The sequence below is a fragment of the Shinella sp. OV683 genome (genome assembly GCF_057787725.1).
In genome coordinates this window covers 689,892-707,282 of sequence record NZ_CM173543.1, presented here as the reverse complement: position 1 = coordinate 707,282, position 17,391 = coordinate 689,892, and the positions used below count along the sequence as shown (strand labels likewise).

16 protein-coding genes and 1 tRNA gene are annotated in these 17,391 nt (G+C 59.0%); 1 reads left to right on the top strand and 16 read right to left on the bottom strand.

Going from position 1 to position 17,391, the window contains the following annotated elements; translation table 11 throughout:
* Positions 1-6: 6 nt before the first annotated feature.
* From ntrB to ACXHRN_RS03365, 16 genes are all read right to left on the bottom strand, one after another.
* Positions 7-885 carry a nitrate ABC transporter permease gene (ntrB, locus tag ACXHRN_RS03440; RefSeq protein ID WP_488641816.1) on the bottom strand — a complete coding sequence of 293 codons (879 nt, stop codon included), beginning with the start codon at positions 883-885 and terminating at the stop codon, positions 7-9.
* An 87-nt stretch (positions 886-972) separates the two neighbouring features.
* Positions 973-2,283, bottom strand: a complete 1,311-nt coding sequence (locus ACXHRN_RS03435; RefSeq protein ID WP_488639946.1) for a CmpA/NrtA family ABC transporter substrate-binding protein — start codon at positions 2,281-2,283, stop codon at positions 973-975.
* A 328-nt stretch (positions 2,284-2,611) separates the two neighbouring features.
* Positions 2,612-3,835, bottom strand: coding sequence for a CmpA/NrtA family ABC transporter substrate-binding protein (locus tag ACXHRN_RS03430; RefSeq protein ID WP_488639945.1), 1,224 nt, complete (start codon positions 3,833-3,835; stop codon positions 2,612-2,614).
* Positions 3,832-4,452 carry an ANTAR domain-containing response regulator gene (locus tag ACXHRN_RS03425; protein WP_488639944.1) on the bottom strand — a complete coding sequence of 207 codons (621 nt, stop codon included), beginning with the start codon at positions 4,450-4,452 and terminating at the stop codon, positions 3,832-3,834. The genes ACXHRN_RS03430 and ACXHRN_RS03425 overlap by 4 nt, the downstream gene beginning before the upstream one ends.
* A 173-nt stretch (positions 4,453-4,625) precedes the next feature.
* Entirely contained in the window at positions 4,626-5,018 is a 393-nt protein-coding gene (locus tag ACXHRN_RS03420; RefSeq protein WP_488639943.1) for a GFA family protein, read from the bottom strand.
* Between the two features lie 361 nt (positions 5,019-5,379).
* Positions 5,380-6,012 carry a DUF938 domain-containing protein gene (locus tag ACXHRN_RS03415; protein ID WP_488641815.1) on the bottom strand — a complete coding sequence of 211 codons (633 nt, stop codon included), beginning with the start codon at positions 6,010-6,012 and terminating at the stop codon, positions 5,380-5,382.
* A gap of 816 nt (positions 6,013-6,828) precedes the next feature.
* Positions 6,829-7,347 carry a GNAT family N-acetyltransferase gene (locus tag ACXHRN_RS03410; protein ID WP_488639942.1) on the bottom strand — a complete coding sequence of 173 codons (519 nt, stop codon included), beginning with the start codon at positions 7,345-7,347 and terminating at the stop codon, positions 6,829-6,831.
* 225 nt (positions 7,348-7,572) lie between these two features.
* Positions 7,573-7,649 (bottom strand) — tRNA-Arg (locus tag ACXHRN_RS03405).
* 167 nt (positions 7,650-7,816) lie between these two features.
* Positions 7,817-8,863 (bottom strand): Gfo/Idh/MocA family protein, encoded by a 1,047-nt coding sequence (locus ACXHRN_RS03400; protein ID WP_488641814.1) that lies wholly within the window; start codon positions 8,861-8,863, stop codon positions 7,817-7,819.
* A gap of 17 nt (positions 8,864-8,880) precedes the next feature.
* A complete protein-coding gene (locus ACXHRN_RS03395; RefSeq protein WP_488639941.1) occupies positions 8,881-9,666 on the bottom strand; it encodes a ThuA domain-containing protein in 786 nt (261 codons plus the stop codon).
* Between the two features lie 176 nt (positions 9,667-9,842).
* Positions 9,843-10,910 (bottom strand): ABC transporter ATP-binding protein, encoded by a 1,068-nt coding sequence (locus tag ACXHRN_RS03390; RefSeq protein WP_488639940.1) that lies wholly within the window; start codon positions 10,908-10,910, stop codon positions 9,843-9,845.
* A 61-nt stretch (positions 10,911-10,971) separates the two neighbouring features.
* Complete coding sequence (locus tag ACXHRN_RS03385) at positions 10,972-11,865, bottom strand: carbohydrate ABC transporter permease (RefSeq protein ID WP_488639939.1); 894 nt, start codon at positions 11,863-11,865, stop codon at positions 10,972-10,974.
* Between the two features lie 3 nt (positions 11,866-11,868).
* Positions 11,869-12,777 (bottom strand): carbohydrate ABC transporter permease, encoded by a 909-nt coding sequence (locus tag ACXHRN_RS03380; RefSeq protein WP_488639938.1) that lies wholly within the window; start codon positions 12,775-12,777, stop codon positions 11,869-11,871.
* Positions 12,778-12,842: 65 nt separating this feature from the next.
* Positions 12,843-14,105: an ABC transporter substrate-binding protein gene (locus tag ACXHRN_RS03375; protein ID WP_488639937.1), complete on the bottom strand. Its 1,263-nt coding sequence runs from the start codon at positions 14,103-14,105 to the stop codon at positions 12,843-12,845.
* A 105-nt stretch (positions 14,106-14,210) separates the two neighbouring features.
* Entirely contained in the window at positions 14,211-15,110 is a 900-nt protein-coding gene (locus tag ACXHRN_RS03370; protein WP_488639936.1) for a sugar phosphate isomerase/epimerase family protein, read from the bottom strand.
* A gap of 5 nt (positions 15,111-15,115) precedes the next feature.
* Positions 15,116-16,117 carry a Gfo/Idh/MocA family protein gene (locus ACXHRN_RS03365; RefSeq protein WP_488641813.1) on the bottom strand — a complete coding sequence of 334 codons (1,002 nt, stop codon included), beginning with the start codon at positions 16,115-16,117 and terminating at the stop codon, positions 15,116-15,118.
* A gap of 180 nt (positions 16,118-16,297) precedes the next feature.
* Between ACXHRN_RS03365 and ACXHRN_RS03360 the strand changes: the two genes are divergently transcribed.
* On the top strand, positions 16,298-17,335 hold the full coding sequence (locus ACXHRN_RS03360; RefSeq protein WP_488639935.1) for a substrate-binding domain-containing protein: 1,038 nt from the start codon (positions 16,298-16,300) through the stop codon (positions 17,333-17,335).
* Positions 17,336-17,391 lie beyond the last annotated feature (56 nt).

The following is a 17,391-nucleotide window of genomic DNA, read 5'->3' as shown; positions in this document are numbered from 1 at the left end:
TTCTCCTTAGTTTGCCGAAGTGCCGCGAGTGATGAAGCTGCCGAAAGCAGCCACCAGACGGTCAAGAACAAAGCCGGTGACGCCGATATAGGCGAGCGCCACGATGATGTCAGAGAGCTTGGAGGAGTTCCACGCATCCCAGATGAAGAAGCCGATGCCGACGCCGCCGGTCAGCATTTCTGCCGCGACGATGGCCAGCCAGGAGAGGCCGATGCCAATGCGAAGCCCGGTGAAGATGTAGGGAGCCGCGGCCGGGATCATGATGCGGAAAAAGAATTCCAGCTGGTTGAGACGCAATACCCGGGCGATGTTGCGATAATCCTGCGGGATGTTGCGCACGCCGACGGCGGTGTTGATGATCACCGGCCAGATCGAAGTGATGAAGATCACGAAGATCGCCGAGGGATTGGAATCTTGGAATGCCGCGAGCGACAGCGGGAGCCAGGCAAGCGGGGGAACAGTACGGAGGATCTGGAAGATCGGGTCAAGACCGCGCATCGCCCAGACCGACTGGCCGACGATGGCGCCCATGATGACACCCGCTATGGCTGCCAGCCCGAAACCGACGGCGACCCGCTGCAGCGACACCAGCACCCGCCATGCAAGACCGATATCCTGCGAGCCATAATCGAAGAACGGATAGGCGATCAAATCATAGCTGTCGGCCCACACCTGGCTCGGGGGCGGCAATGTGGCACCCGGCGCCGAACAGGTCACCTGCCAGACAGCCAGCATGATGATCAGCACCACCAGCGGCGGCAGGATATTGCGGCCGAGGGCGGCCGCGACCGGCTGCCATTGAAAGCGCGATGTCTTCTTTGCTGTGAACGGCACGATCTGGCTGGGTTCATGACTGGGCTGTTTTGTTGCTGCCACAGTTGCCATCTCTTTTTTCAGTGCGGTTACGGTCATGGTTGTCTCCAGGAAGAAGGGTCGAGGCCGACGCACCTCCGAGGCGCGCCGGCGCGGATATCAGGACGCAGCCTTCTTGATCGACAGGCTTTCGAGATAGGCGGCGGGATTTTCGGGATCGAAAATCTTGCCGTCGAAGAAGGTCTCCTTGCCGCGCGACGTCGAGGCCGGGATATCTGCAGCGGCGACGCCCAGATCGGCGGCGGCCGCGCGCCAGATGTCCTCGCGGTTGACCTTGTCGATCAATGCCTTGGTATCGGTATCGGCGGCGAACTTGCCCCAGCGGATGTTTTCGGTGAGGAACCACAGGTCATGGCTCTTGAAGGGGTAGGACGCATGGCCCTGCCAGAACTTCATGTAGAGGTTGGTGCCCTCGGCAACGCGGCCGTTTCCATAATTGATGTTGCCTTTGAGGCGGCCGAGAATGTCCTTGGGCGGCACGTTGAACCACTGGCGCTTGCCGAGGATGGTGGCCATCTCGTCCTTGTTGTCCATGCTGTCACACCACTGCTGCGCTTCCATAATGGCCATTAGGATGGCCTTGGCGGCATTGGGGTACTTCTCGACCCATTCGCTGCGCATCGAAAATGCCTTTTCCGGGTGCCCCTTCCAGATCTCGCCGGTCGAGCAGGCGGTGAAGCCGATGCCCTGGTTGACCAGTTGCTCGTTCCAGGGTTCGCCGACACAGAATGCGTCCATGTTGCCGACCTTCATGTTGGCAACCATCTGCGGCGGCGGCACAACGATGGTGGAGACATCGGTGTCCGGATCGATACCGCCGGCGGCAAGCCAGTAGCGGATCCAGAGATCGTGGGTGCCACCGGGGAAAGTCATGGCCACCTTGACTTCGTTGCCGGCAGCCTTCTTGGCAGCGAATGCTTCCTTGAGCTTGGAAGAGTCCAGCCCGGCGCCGGTATTGGCATATTCCTTGGAAACCGAGATCGCCTGGCTGTCGAGATTGAGGCGGGCGAGGATCGACATGGCCACAGGCTGCTTGTTCTGGGTGATCTTGCCGGTTTCCATCAGGTACGGCATCGGCGTGAGGATATGGGCGCCATCGATGCCGTTCGCCTCGCCCCCCAGCACGAGATTGTCGCGCGTCGCGCCCCAGGAGGCCTGCTTGGCAACCTCGACATCCGGCATGCCGTGCTTTTCAAACAGACCCTTTTCCTTGGCGATGACCAGGGCTGCGGAATCGGTGAGTGCGATGAAGCCGAGCTTGGCTCCCGTCACCTCGGGAGCGGTCGTCGCAGCATGTGCGCCAGAAGGCAGGAGCCCGCGGGCAGCGGCCAGAAAGGCGACCGTTGCTGCGGTGTTTTTGAGAAATTCGCGCCGCGTGGCGGAACAGACTGCTTTCGTCTTGTCACTCATCGTCATTTCCAATGTCTCCTGTGTTGCTGTTCGGCTTTTGCGCCGGCTGCATCGGGAAAAAGAAAAAGCCGCTGAACAAAACCTAACCACACACGACCGTGCGATTGAGTCCCGTTCAGCGGCTTTGCTGGAGACGCCCTTCATTGGACGTCGATATTTTAGGTCTCGCGACCTTCAGCTATAGTTATGCAATGGCCGTGCCAGTTTGGAGATTGGGGATAAGGATCAAGAAAATCAGCGAACTAAAGTCTGCGGTTACCGAGGTGCACGCTTTGCCGTTGATAAATCTTTGAGCGGCAGCTTTCGCACTGCACAATAATTCGGCAGATCAGGATGCCGGATCTGCCTGCTGGAGCGCAATATATTGATCCAGCTTGTCGGGATCGAATAGAGCGCCGTCGAAAAATCCGTCCGGGCCGAGCATGAGTGCACCGGTCGATCCGACGGGGGTCTCTCGGACCAATGATCCCTCGACTTTCGAATTGGCGCTCGGTAGTGCGACGCCAAGGGATTTCAATGCCGAACGGTAGAGATCGGGCCGGTAAGTGTTGCTGACGACGGTGCCGTTTTGCGGCTGATGGGCAACCTGTCCCCAGCGGACCATCTGGCTGTAAAACCACAGCGCATGGCTCTTCCATGGAAAGGTGGCGGCTTTCGCTTGCACCATGAAGAAGTCGCTGACGCTCAATGATATGCCATTGCCGATCTGCAGATTTCCGGTGATTGCGGGAAACAGCCATTCGGCGGGCCTGCCGACATAGGCGGGCTTTGAGAGCAACGCGGCGAGAGCTTCGTTGTTCTCAGGAGCCGCGCACCACAGCGCGGATTTATAAAGCGCCCGCAGCAGCGCGATCAGCGCCTCCGGCTGGCGATCAGCCCAGCGGGCATTGACGCCGAGCACTTTTTCCGGGCTGGAGCGCCATATCGCCGCCTTGGTGGTGGCAATGTGGCCGCGACCATTAAGGACGCCCGCCGTATTCCAGGGTTCGCCGACGCAATAGCCGTCGAGCGCGCCCATCAGCAGCGCGTTCGGCATTTCCGGCGGCGGCAGGATCATCATTTCGATATCCCGGTCGGGATCTATCCCACAGGCCGCCAGCCAATATCGCAACTCATAATTATGGCCCGAGAACGGATGCACTACGGCAAAGCGCGGGGGCTGACCATCTCGTCCGGCGATGACCTGCCTGAGCGCCTCGCCATTTCGCGCTGCGTCGAGATCGGCGGTGGCGCCGTGATCCGACATCCTTTTCCAGAGATCTTCGGATACAGTCACCGCGTTGCCGCCCAACCCGAGCGCCATCGGCGCAATCATGCGCGGCGCAAGCGGCGTGAGCCCCAGATTGCAGGCGATCGGCATGGGGGCGAGAATGTGCGCGACATTGAACTGGCTGACCGCAAGCCGGTCCCGGATTGTGGCCCAGGAGACTTCGCGGACCAGGGACAGCACAATGGATTCGCTTTCAGCGAAGCCCATTTCCTTCGCAACAACCAGCAGGGCGCTGTCGAGAAGCGGAACGAAGCCGGCCGTGACTTCAAATCGGGTCGTCATGGCTTACCTCCGTGGTCGAACATCTCAGCGACGGATATCAAGCTCTGGGCGATGTCGATGATTTTGCGGTTCTGGTCCATCGCGGTCTTTCGCATCAGCGCATAGGCGGCGTCTTCCGAAAGCCCTCGCGATTTCATCAACAGGCTCTTGGCGCGATCGATCATCTTGCGGTTTTCCAGCGCGCCCTTTGCTTCCTCCAATTCGCGGTTGAGGCGATCGAAGGCGTTGAAGCGGCTGATTGCCATCTTCAGAATCGGCCTGACACGCTCCTGCTTCAAGCCGTCGACGATGTATGCCGACACGCCCGCTTCGACCGCAGCCTCGATTGATGCCTCATCCGATTTGTCGACGAACATGGCCACGGGTCGTTTCACCGCCCGCGAAAGCTGGAACATGCTTTCCAGCATATCGCGATTGGGGTTTTCAAGATCTATGACGATGACATCGGGGTTTGTTTCTGCGATCCGTCTGGCGATGCCGTCGATATTATCAATGACCGTTACATGTTCATAACCGGCTTCGCGCAGGCCCGCCTCAATGATTGACGCACGAATCCTGTTCTCGTCTATAACGAGGACAACCAGCGACAGCGCATTTGGTGGCGGCTTTTTCTGCATCCCTTGCAGATAACTGTTTTCCGTAAACAAATACAGACATCGGCACGGATGTCGTTTGCCTGCATGGCCGCATAGTGAAAGCGGCCTTCTCGACCGCCTTCAGCACTCCGACCGATCGGTCATGCTGAAGCCAACCGAGAGCACAGCGGGCGCCTTCGTACCGTTCGTGCGACCTACTCCTCAAAGCGGTCCGTGGCGTCACGATCGCGGTCGTATCGTCTCGTGAGCGGAAACGGCGGCAACCAGGACTCGCGACGGACGGTCCAGAGCTCGTAGGTTGGCATCAGTTGGTCAGGGGCATCCAGGGAGCCCAGGTTCACTTCGATTTCGTCTGCGGTACGTGCGAAAACGGAGGAGCCGCAACGGGGACAGAAAAACCGCCCGGCGTAGTCGCGTGTTTCGCCATCGATCGTCACTGCATCCTGCGGAAAGATCGCGGAAGCGTGAAAAAGGGCTCCATGATGCTTGCGGCAGTCGAGACAGTGACAAAGGCCGACCCGGTATGGGCGTCCCGACGCCACAATTCGGACGTTACCGCACAGGCAACCGCCCGCGAATCGGTCCATGCTGTGTCTCCTCCAAAATCAAGCGAGCGGAATGTTTACGACGAACGGCACTGTCATTGCAATCGCCCGCTGCGGGCGGGGGAGACGGCGACGTGTTCGCGAACCGCGAAGAAAGATTGCCATACCGAATAAATATCGCTCGGCAATTGTGCCCGCAACCTACCCATGTGTACAAAATGCGTTGAAAAATCAGTCGAAAAAATCATAAGTATCTGATTTAATTGCCGAATTTCAAGAAAAAATGGCGCGCCGGACGAGATGAAGCTGGGCACCGCTATGTGATTGAAGGGCCTCTATAATTGGAACAGGTAACCCTGGGGCGCCATCAGGGGTTCTGCGTGGTCCCGCTCCAAATCAGCCCTCAATTGCCAACAGACTCGGAATGTTCCAGGCCATCCACTGTCTTGATGAATACGAGCGACGTATTGTTCGCGGGCATCGTGATCGTCTCGCGCAGAGTAACTCCGGATGCCTTACCTACGCGCTCAAGGTCAGCGATATCACGCACTCCCCAAGTTGGATCTTGCGCCTTTAAGGTGACGTCGAACGCCGCGTTCGATGGCGCGTTATGTGCGCCATCGCGCATGAATGGGCCATAGAGAAAGAGAACCCCACCACGGCGGAGTAAGGCCCCAGCACCCGCGAACAATCCTAAACTCGCAGCCCACGGTGCAATGTGCACCATATTCAGCGACACGATAGCATCAAACTGCGCCGACCGTTCTTCAAGCCATGCTGTTGCGCACACATCAATATCGAGTGGCGGGAGCACGTTGGTGAGTCCGGAGAATTCGATCCAGCCTGCGGTGCTTGCGCGCGAACGTGAATCCGGATCGCTCGGCTGCCAACTTAGGTTGGGCATCGCACCTGCAAAATGAACGGCGTGCTCGCCGGTTCCACAACCAATTTCCAAGATCAGGCCACGCACAGGAAGGACCCGTTGCAGGACCGCGAGGATCGGCGCCGAATTTCTCGCGACCGATGGCGAGAACATGCGCAGGTCATCGCTCACGCTGCGCTCTTCAAGTGCGACAGGAGGACGACTACCACTCTCGTTGGCCATTGTGGAACCCTCTTTAGCGCACGCGATCCACCATTCGAGGCGCACATGGTGGGAGCGAATAGTCATCATGGAGCACAGCGAAGATGTCCGCAAGGGATCGACGGCGGCCCCATACCCAGTTTTGTTCCGGAATGGCGGAGATTTGGCGCTCCGGACGAGATGAAACGGCGAACTGCTATGTTATTGTATCATCGGCCCATCTTGGAATGGGTATCCGGCCGCGGCGCATTGCAACGGAGCATCAAAATGACAGCCATCCAGGAAGAGCCTCCGACCGCAGTCCCCTCGCACCCTGAGGAAATCAAATCCACTTTCGATCTGCGCGTGGGGAAACACATTACCTTGCAGGGCAGCGCTAGAATAACGCCGGCTGGCGTAATTAGCACCGGAATAGCAGTCGCCGCAATAACGCTTGCATTGGGTTACCTCATATCGTCAATGCGGCGTCGCGGGAGTTAGGCTGAGATGAGCTGACTACGTCGAGACAAGTGCAGCGACTGAGGCGCCGGAAGAGGCTGCTGCAATGTTCAGAAGCATTTGGGAAGACTGGCGCACCGGACGAGATGAAACTGGGCACCACTATGTAATTGTAAGTGCTGTATGATTTCACAGCGGTGGTCTGCCTTGAACGAGAAGAAGACCCCCTTATTGCTGATAGCCGTCCTCTCTTGCCTTGATATCGGTGGGTTTCGACGAGCATGCTCCGCCGCTGCACCTGTGCGAGAAATGATCGAGAGGGCGACGGAGCTACTCCGCCAGAGAGGCTTCCATGAAGATGAGATGGTTGTGCAGCTCAGGAGGTGCTTTGTAGTAGGGGGCGATCTCCTGGAATCCCAGAGAACGGTAGAGGCTAAGCGCCTCATCGTGGTTGCGGCCTGTATCCAGCCGCATGGTGGAGTAGCCCCGCTCAGCAGCCACGCGCAAGATGGTCTCAGCGAGACGAAAGCCCAGACCTAAGCCTCGGCCGTCAGGGCTGATGAACATGCGCTTCATCTCGCATGTGTGTTCGTCGATCCGCTGCATCATCACACAGCCGACCACCTTTCCATTCAGGCGGGCAACAAGAATCTCGCCATCTGGAGCCGAGTGAATCCTCGGCAGGTTGTCCAGAAGTGCGGCCCATTGCTCTGGCGTGTAGTAGCGATCAACGAACCAAGCATTCTCGCCATAGCGCGACCGGCACCACTCGATGAAGCCGTTGCACAGGGCTCGAATGGCAGGGAAGTCGTCAGGCCCGGCCGGGCCGATCTCCGAGTTCTGTTCCACCTCTAGTCCCAATTCGGAAGCTTTCCTGCCCGGTGCCCGTGGCTCTATCGACTTCGTGGGTTCTTCTCAAGCTGTGGTCAACTATAATGAAAAAAGGCCTCATTGACAATCTGGCATCCCGCCAGCGCTGAATGTTCAAGCCGTTGTCAGGCTCCACGGTTAGGGATCAACTCGACTGACCCCCTGCGATCCTGTGCCCAGTTTCGTTCCGTAATAGCGAGAATTTGGCGCACCCGACAGGATTCGAACCTGTGACCTTTGGAATCGGAATCCAACACTCTATCCAGCTGAGCTACGGGTGCTTTTGAGCGGAAATCAGCAGAGGATTCCGCGTGCCGGTGAGGTCTCTTAGCCCGGAACCAATCGACATTCAAGCTTCGCGGGCGGCATCAAGTTGATTTTGTCGATCAAGCATCGAAAAGGCTCCCCGCCCATCATGCAGAAGGGCGGGCAGCGACGCGTCAGGGACTTAGAGCGCGGCTTCCCGGCGCTCCTTCTCGGTGACGAAAGCGAGATCCAGTGCCTTCTGCAGGTTGGCGGCATGGCGGAAATCCGGCTCGCCGTTTTTGCCGGCTTTGACAGCTGCAGCGAAGCGCCCGTAGTTGGTCGGCACGTCGCCCGCATCGATCTCTTCCCACAGAGCGTGTTCCGTATTGCTCTCGCCGACACAGGCCTTCAGCCAGGAACCCTTTGTGGTGTGCAACACCTCGATAGCGCCCTTGTCGCCAAAAATCCGCAGCCTGAGGTCGTTGTAGTGGCCGGCAGCCCAGCGTGTCGCATGCACGACGCCGAGCGCACCATTGGTGAAGTCAACCGACATGGTAAAGCTGTCATTAGCATCGAGCGTGTATTCGCCGATCTTGCCACCCTCGGCCTTGTCAAAGGTCTTGAGCCGGCCAAAGATGTGATCGATCTCGAGACCTGCACCATAGGATGCGAAATCAAGGATATGGATGCCGATATCGCCCAGAACGCCGTTCGAGCCATGCCCGGTGGAGAGGCGCCAGAGCCACTGGCTTTCGGTGCGCCAGTCGCCCCATTGCTTGGAGATCAACCAGCTCTGCAGGTAGGACGCTTCGACATGCTTGACCGAGCCGACATGGCCGGCAAGAACCATCTCGCGCGCCTTCTGCAGCGGCGCGACATTGCGGTAAGTCAGGTTCACCATATTGATGAGCCCCGCCTTTTCTGCCGCATCGGCCATCTCGCTGGCCAGCGCATGGTTTTCAGCCAGTGGCTTTTCGCAGAACTGGTGCTTGCCGGCCTTGATGAGCTGCATCGTGGTCGGATAATGTGCGCGATCGGGCGTGACATTGGCGACCGCATCGAACCTGCCCCAGGCGATCGCCTCGTCAAGCGAAGCGAACGTGTTGGGGATCTTGTGCTTTTCGGCAAATGCCTTGACGCGCGCAGGATCGACATCGACCGCGCCGACCATGTCGACACCTTCGATCTCAGCGAAGTGTTCGGCATGGTTGTTGGCCATGCCTCCGGTTCCAAGAATCAAAAGACGCATCATGTTCTCCCCGGGTCTCACTTGAAGCCTTCTTCGCCGTGATCGTGCAGCCTGGGACCGCGCTCGACGATCGGCTCCCATGCTTTTTCGACCGGCACGTTCGGCGCATCATGAACGGCAGTATAGGCCGGGACAGGGTTGTAGGCCCACTTCACCGAGTTGACGAGCACCTTCTTGACGTCGTCGTTGTGATAGGTCGGGTAGGTCTCATGGCCCGGACGGAAATAGAAGATGTTGCCGGCGCCACGGCGCCAAGTCATGCCGGAGCGGAAGACTTCACCGCCCTGGAACCAGGAGATGAACACCGTTTCCAGCGGCTCGGGCACGGAGAAATGCTCGCTATACATTTCCTCGTTCTCGATAACAAAATGCTCACCCAGGCCGGCGGCAATCGGATGGCCGGGATTGACGACCCAGACGCGCTCGCGCTCACCGGCTTCGCGCCACTTCAAGGCGCAGGGCGTGCCCATCAGCCGCTTGAAGATCTTGGAGAAATGCGCCGAATGCAGGACGATCAGCCCCATGCCTTCGAAGACGCGCTTGGCAACACGCTCCACGATGGCGTCATCGACCGCGCCATGGTCGCGATGGCCCCACCAGAGCAGCACATCGGTTTCGGCAAGCCGCTTTTCGCTCAGGCCATGTTCCGGCTCTTGCAGCGTGGCGGTGGTGGCCGAAATCGCGGAATCGGCGTTCAGAGCGTCTGCGATCGTCTGGTGCATGCCGTTGGGATAAAGCTTCGCAACGACCTTGTTGACACGTTCGTGGATGTTTTCGCCCCAGACGACGGTACGGATGGCCATGGTTTCCTCCTGGCGTTCATGCTTCCAAAGAAATTGAAAGCGCTTTCAATTTTCGTTAAAATACCTGCTCGTTCCGGCGCTGGCAAGTGCGAATTCCTGCCATGCGTCAAGTTGTTCGATTTACTCCGGTGAAAACCGACACATGAAAGCGCTTTGGAAAAGCGCCAATTCGCTCGTCAGATTCGCAAGCCCGTGATCGGGTCGAAGAGGTGTACCAGCGCGGGATCGATCGCCACCTTCAGCCGGTCGCCAGGCTTGACCCGCTCGCGCCCCTGCTCCACCAGCGTCACTTCAGGATCGGTGCCGAGCACGATATAGGTCAGCGACCCCGTCGATTCGATCGAGCTGACCGGCAGCTCAAAACCTTCGGCATCATGAGAGACTCGCAGGTTTTCCGGCCGCAACCCGGCCAGCACCTTGCGGCCAGCCTCGACGTTGACATTGCAGGCGATGGCGGGCGAGCCTGCCATCTCGAGCGTTATGCGGCCGCTGCCATCACCGACAGCCGACACGAAATTCATCGCCGGCGAACCGATGAAGCCGGCAACAAAGCGATTGGCGGGGCGATCATAGAGTTCCAACGGCGCGCCTTGCTGCTCGATCACGCCATCCTTCATAACCACGACATGGTCGGCCATGGTCATCGCCTCGACCTGGTCGTGGGTGACATAGACCGACGTGGCGCCCAACCGGTCATGCAGCGCGCGGATTTCCTTGCGCATGGAAACGCGGAGTGCCGCATCGAGGTTCGACAATGGCTCGTCGAACAGGAAGGCCTTGGGATTGCGGATGATCGCGCGCCCCATGGCGACGCGCTGCCGCTGGCCGCCGGAAAGTTGACGCGGGTAGCGTTCGAGCAGCCCGGTCAACCCGGTGATCACAGCCACTTCCTCTGCCTTCTTCTTCGCCTCGGGCTTGGGCACTTTGTGCATCCGCAGCGAATAGGTGAGGTTCTGCTCCACGGTCATATGCGGATAGAGGGCATAGGACTGGAACACCATGGCGATGTCACGCATGCGCGGCGGCACGTCGTTCATCAACTCGCCCGCGATCTTCATCGTCCCGCCGGTGATTTTTTCGAGACCGGCAAGCGAACGCAGAAGCGTGGACTTGCCACAGCCCGACGGCCCCACCAGCGCGACGAACATGCCTTTTGGAATGGTGAGATTGATATCCTTGAGCGCGTGGAAGGCGCCGTAGTGCTTCTCGATTCCCGAGAGTTCGATCTGGATTTCCTGGTTCATGCACAAAACCTTGCTGGTCCCGGAACGAGACCGATGAAATGCCCGAGAGTGAAGAGCGCCGTCATTTGACTGCTCCGGCTGCGATGCCGCGCGTTAGCGTACGCTGGAAGATCAGAAAGAAGATCACGGTCGGAATGATGCCAAGGAACGCGGCCGACGCCTGTAGCACCGGGTCCGACATGTTCTGGCCCCGGGTAAGCCCCATCGCCACGGAGACCGTCTGATTGTTGTTGGACACGAGCATGACCAGCGGGATCAGAAATTCGTTCCAGGTCCAGATGAAGAAGAAGGTTCCCAAGACCATGAGCGCCGGTCGCAGCACCGGGACCACAACGAACCACAGCGTCTTCCAGTGGTTCGAACCATCCATCTCGGCCGCCTCGAGGATTTCCTTCGGAAACGTGCTCAGGACGGTCGAGAGCAGGTAAGTCCCGAAAGCACTTTGGAGGACTGCGAAAATGATGATGACGACGAGTTGCGTATCGTAGAGGCCGGTCGCCTTCGCCATGTAGTAGAGCGGGTAAATGATCGACTCCTGCGGGACCATGATGCCCATAAGCAAGATCACGAGAATGAAACGCGAGCCAGGCACCTTGCCGATTCCGATCGCGTAGGCGTTGAAGAGGCTGATCAGCACCCCCAACACCGACACACTGAGGCTGATCACCACGCTGTTGACCAGCTTCCGACTAAAATCGGAAACCACCCAGAATTTCTCGACCGCTGTAAGGTCTATCGTTTGCGGGAGCGAAAGCGGTCCGCCGACGGCGTACTCGGCACTCGCCTTGACGGCATTGAGCAGGGCAAGGAAGAACGGAAAAAGCGTGAAGGCGAGAAGCAAGACAAGGATGGTCAGCACCACCCATCGCATCGGGTCGCGCCGGGTGCGATGGGCTGTCGCCGTCGCCGTCGCCCTGGCCTTGGTCTTATCGTCGCCGAGAGCTGAATAGGTCATGATCTACTCCGTCGCCTCCTGCCGAGCCTGGAAGCGCAGGAAGATCACCGCCAGGGCGATCGTAAGGATCGTTTGCACGACCGCGATCGCTGCGGCATAGCCCACGCGCTGTGTTGTGAAGAAGTGGTAGTAGGTCAGATAGGAGGGCACGAGCGTGGCATTGTCGGGCCCGCCCGCGGTAATGACGAAGATCGGCGCGAAAACTTTAAGCGCCGCGATCAGCGTTGTCAGGACCACGACGAAGATTTCAGGCGCCAGCAATGGAATGGTGATCGTCACCAGCCGACTCCACCAGCTGGCGCCGTCCAGCTGGGCTGCTTCATAGAGAGAAGGGTCGATGCGAGAAAGGCCGGCCATGAACACAACCAAGCAATAGCCGACCTGAATCCAGACGATGACAAGCGAAACGGCGGGAAGCGCATATGTCGCGTCACCGACCCAGTTCTGGGCCAGCGATTCAAGGCCGATTGCCTTGAGAACGATGTTGATGACGCCGACGGGATTGAGAATCCAACCCCAGAGGACGCCAGCGACCGTCACGGGAAGAATTTGCGGCAGATAGAAACCGGCCCTGAAAAAGCTTGCAACGCCCTCCCCGAACTCCTCCCTGACATAGTCGAACAGCACGGCAGCCAGCACCAGTCCGATACATACGGGCAGGACCGTCATCGAGACGATGAACAGCAGCGTATGGTACATCGATCCCCAGAATTGGTCGTCGGTGAGCAGCCGATGATAGTTCTGCAGGCCGACCAGGCGCGGCGTGCCGACGCCCTTCCAGACCGTGAAGCTCAGCACCAGATTGGCCAGTTGCGGTATCAGCACGATCAGGATGAAGCCGATCGCTCCCGGGATAAGATACAGGCTATAAACGCGCCGGCTGTCGCTCGACTGCTGACTGACTGCTGCCATGTCGTTCTTCCTCACGCCTCCAGAATGGGCTGCGCCCGAGGGCGCAGCCTGGCTTTGAAGATCGCTTACTGGTTTTCCTGCGCGTCGTCGTAGATCTGCTTGATCTGCTCGACGAACTGCTCGGCGGTCAGCGATCCCTGGAAGAGGCCCGTACCCTTCTGGATGAGCACGTCGTAGTAGCCCGGCACCGGCCAGTCAGGATAGAAGCCGAGGCCGTTCTTGTCCGAAATCTGCTTGAAGACCGAAGCGGCATTCTTGCCGACAGGGTTGGTGATCGCAGCCGCATCCGCCGCAATCGGAACACCACCGTTGTTGCCGAGTTCGGCCTGATACTTCGGCGACAGGGTCAGGCTGATCCATTCGGCGGCGAGATCGTGGTTCTTGCTGGCCTTCGGAACGACCCAGAGGTTGCCCGTCGAACCGACCGAGTATTTCGGCGTCGGGATCACGAACTGACCCCACTTGAAGTCCTTGATGGTCGACGAGAACGTGCCGAGATTCCAGGTGCCGGAAACATACATCGGCGCCTTGCCGGAGGTGAAGAGCAGGGCCGCGTCCGGGTCCTTCATGCCCGTCGAGTCCTTGCTGATATAGCCCTTCGCGACCCAGTCCATCAGAGTATTGGCCGCATAGAGATAAGGCGCGCCGTCGAGCGGTGCCTTGAGGCCCTGATAGTTCTGCACCCAGGTATCGTCGGCCTTGGTATAGGCGAGAGAGGCAATCAGATGCTGGCCGCTGGTATCGATGGAGCCGAGGGCGAGAGGTGTGATGCCCTTCTGCTTGAAGGCTTCCATATCGGCGACCCACTCTTCGAGTGTCGTCGGTACTTTCAGGCCGGCCTTTTCGAACATGTCGAGGTTGTAGAAGCACGACACATATTCGCCGTAGACCGAGATACCCCAGACATGGCCGGAGCCATAAATGCCCTTTTCGTCGTACTTGCTCAGGACGAAATCGCCTTCGTTGAGGATCTTGTCCCAGCCTTCCTTCGTCACATAGTCATCGAGATTGGTCAGCAGGCCCTGGCTCGAGACAAGGCCGGCGGTCGCATTGCCCTTGTTGTACTCAAGAACGTCGGGGGCCTGATCGGAATTGAGGATCATGGCGCCGGAGGCCTGAAGCTGCTGGAAGGTCTTCTGCTCGAACTCGACCTTCACGTCGGGATGCGTCGACTTGAATTCTTCAAGCGCCTTCGTCCAGGCAATACCTTGGGCTGTGGTCGGCTCCTCGAACCACCAGATCTTGAAAGTCTTCTGTTCGGCATGGCCGACCGATGTCATCAGCATCGCCGTGCCGAGTGCCAGTGCAAGTCCTGCTATTCTTTTCATGCTTTCCTCCCAAAAAAGCGGCTGCGCCGCGAAAAGACCCATGTCAGTCAGTCGTGGCGCCGCCCGGCCTCCCAGCCCGGCGTTCGCCCTACCATAGGCGGACGATCAAGGATCGACAATAAAATCTCCGCCTCGGCAATTCTTCAGATAATTGAGCCCGTGAACCTGGCCGGTCATCTCCAGCGCGTCGCGATAGACCGGATCATGCCAGCCTTCGATGTCGATCGAACCACTCCAGCCGGCGAGCCGCAGCTCGGAAATGACGTCCGTCCAGTTGGTGTCGCCGAAACCCGGCGTGCGCATGAAGACGAACTTTTCCTTGCCGAAAATGCCGTGCTCCTTGATGACATCCCAGCGGATGGTCGCGTCCTTGCCGTGCACGTGGAAGATCTTGCTGGCCCATTTGCGGATCTGCGGCAACGGATCGATCAGATAGACCATCTGATGGCACGGCTCCCACTCCAGACCGATATTGTCATCGGGAGTCTCGTTGAACATCAGCTCCCAGGCGTCTGGGTTGTGGGCGATGTTCCAGTCGCCGGTCGCCCAGTTGCCGTCCATCGCGCAGTTTTCAAACGCGATCTTGACGCCCTTGTCTGCGGCGCGCTTGGCAAGCTCGCTCCAGATCTCCTTGTAGCGCGGCAGGCTGTCGGTCAGCGGCTTGTTGCGGATGCGGCCGGTAAAGCCGGCCACGCATGTCGCACCGAAATGATGGGCGTTGTCGATGCAATCCTTCCAGCCCTGCAGCGTATCGAGATCGATGTCGGTCGTTTCCAGCGGATTACCGAACATGCCCAGCGTCGAAATGGTGATGTCGCGGTCGCCGATTGCTTCGATGCAGCGCTTGCCGAGGTCGGCAAGGTCCTGGCCATTCGTCGTCTGCCAGAAGAACGGCTCGAAGCTCTCGAAGCCCATATCGCCGATCTGACCGATACGCTCCGCCGCCTTGCCCCCGCTGGCGCTCACCATCGTGCCGATGCGAATGGATTTTGCCGGATTGCTCATTCTGTTCATCCTTCTCTGATCATCACTCGCTGGCGGGTTTTCGCGCTTTCGATTGCTGCGAACACCATGGCGAGACTACGAATATTGTCGTCTGCTACCGTTTCCGGCGGCACTCCGGTTTCAATCGCCTTGAGGAAGGCGGAAATCACGCTGGCATGACCATGCGTTTCTGAATCCTTGACATCCTCGGAAACTGCCACTTCCTCCTGCTCGCGAAGGAACCCCTCGTCGGAGGCAACGCGATGCGCATCGAAGCCATCGGCACCATCCCAGAGCAGCGTCCCCTTGGAGCCGGTGATCCGCCACTGGCTCTCCCAGCTGGTATTGGCGCCCTCGGCGCACCACGAGCCGCGATAGGTGAACGTCACCTTGTCAGCCATCTCGAAGATCGCAAACGCCGAGGCACCGTGGCGATACCAAGAGCCGTCGGGATTGGTCTCATGGCAATACACCGCCTCCGGCACCTTGCCGGAGACGAAACGGGCAGCGTCGAATGTGTGGATCGCCATGTCGAGCAGCAGGACATTGTCCATCTCCTCACGGAATCCGCCAAAATGCGCGCCGATGAAGAAGTCGCAATGGATGCCCGTCAGGGTGCCGATTGCACCACTATCGACAAAAGCCTTGAGGCGGCGGATGCCCGAGATATAGCGGCGGTTCTGCACGACGGCGTGGACACGACCTGCCTTGTGGGCGAGCTGGATGACCTTGCGACCATCGTCGAGCGACGACGCCATCGGCTTTTCAGACAGCACATGGCAACCATGGGCAAGTGCGGTGGCGACGACATTCATGCGCGCCGGCGGCACGACGATGTCAAACAGCAGTTCCGGCTTGATCTCAGCGAGCAGAGCGTCGAGATCGCTGCCAACCGCAGCACCGTCAAAACCAAATTCCTGGGCAAGATTGCGGGCCGCCTCGATATCGAGATCGACGAAACCGACGACCTTGATACCGGCTGCCAGATCCTCGTTTTCAGTGATGGCCTTGAGCCAGCCGCGCGCCATCGCGCCGCAGCCGCAAATTACTGTATTTCGCTGCACAAAACCCCTCCCTGGTCTCGCAGGACCGGAACTTGCTTTGTGACAAGAAGTTCCGTAAACGTTTACGAAGACTATGCTAACATAGGCATCTGTGTCAATAGACCAATAATGACTCCTTAAGTTTTTGCTGCAGGACGCGTTCGCATGAAAGGCATAAAGCAGCTTGCCCGGCACCTCGACATATCAATTGGAACGGTGTCGCGGGCGCTGAATGGCAAGCCGGACGTCAATCCGGAGACTCGCAAACGCGTCATGGCGGCGGCCCAGGCCTATGGCTACGCACCCAACCAGTCGGGGCGCAGCCTGCGGCAGGGCACCACTAACGCGATCGGCTTCATGATCGAGCTTTCCGCCGACGCCAACGCTTCGAGCGATGATTTCTTCATGGGCGTGTTCGACGGCGTGCAGACCGTGCTGTCGCGCCACAAGCTCGACCTCGTCGTCTTTCCCTGCCCCGCCGACCAGCAGCCGGTCGAGTATCTGCAGCGCATCGTTGGCCGTCGCCTTGTCGATGCGATGATCATTTCGGCCACCTTCCGCCGCGATGCGCGCATCGAATTCCTGAAGAAGGCCGGCATCCCGTTCATCGCACTTGGCCGGTCGGAGACCGGCGAGGATCTCCGCTGGATCGACCTCGATTTCGAAGGCGTCGCCAGCCAGTCGGTGGACCGACTGGTCGAGCACGGGCATCGCAGGATTGCAGTCGCCATTCCAGCTGACGACATCAATCTCGGGCATGTTTTCCATGCCAGCTATCGCGATTCGCTTGCTCGCAACGGCATCAGCTACGAGCCCAGCCTTGTGTTTCGGCAGGAACGCATCGTCGAGGGAGGCCGCGATATCGCCGCCCGGATCGTCGCCATGCCAAATCCACCAACTGCAATCATCCTCTCGAGCGAAGCGGTCGCGCCCAGTCTTTACCAGGGATTGAAGGAGCACGGGATGGCGCCAGGCAAAGATGTAGCTATTATCGGCTTCCGCGACAATCCGCGTACGCACTACCTCAATCCCTCGCTCACCTGCCATTCCTTCTCTCTCGCGGAACTCGGCGGCTCGTTGGCCGAAACATTGCTCGCAGGCATGCCGGCCTATGCTAGCCTCTATCCCGATCAGGCCAACAACAAGGTCTGGCCACTGGCCTTCATACCCGGCGAGAGCGATGCCTTCAGCCTCAAGCGCTGACGCCGCGCACGCTTTGCCGCATTGACCGGGCGCATGCCGCACGCCATATGGTTGCC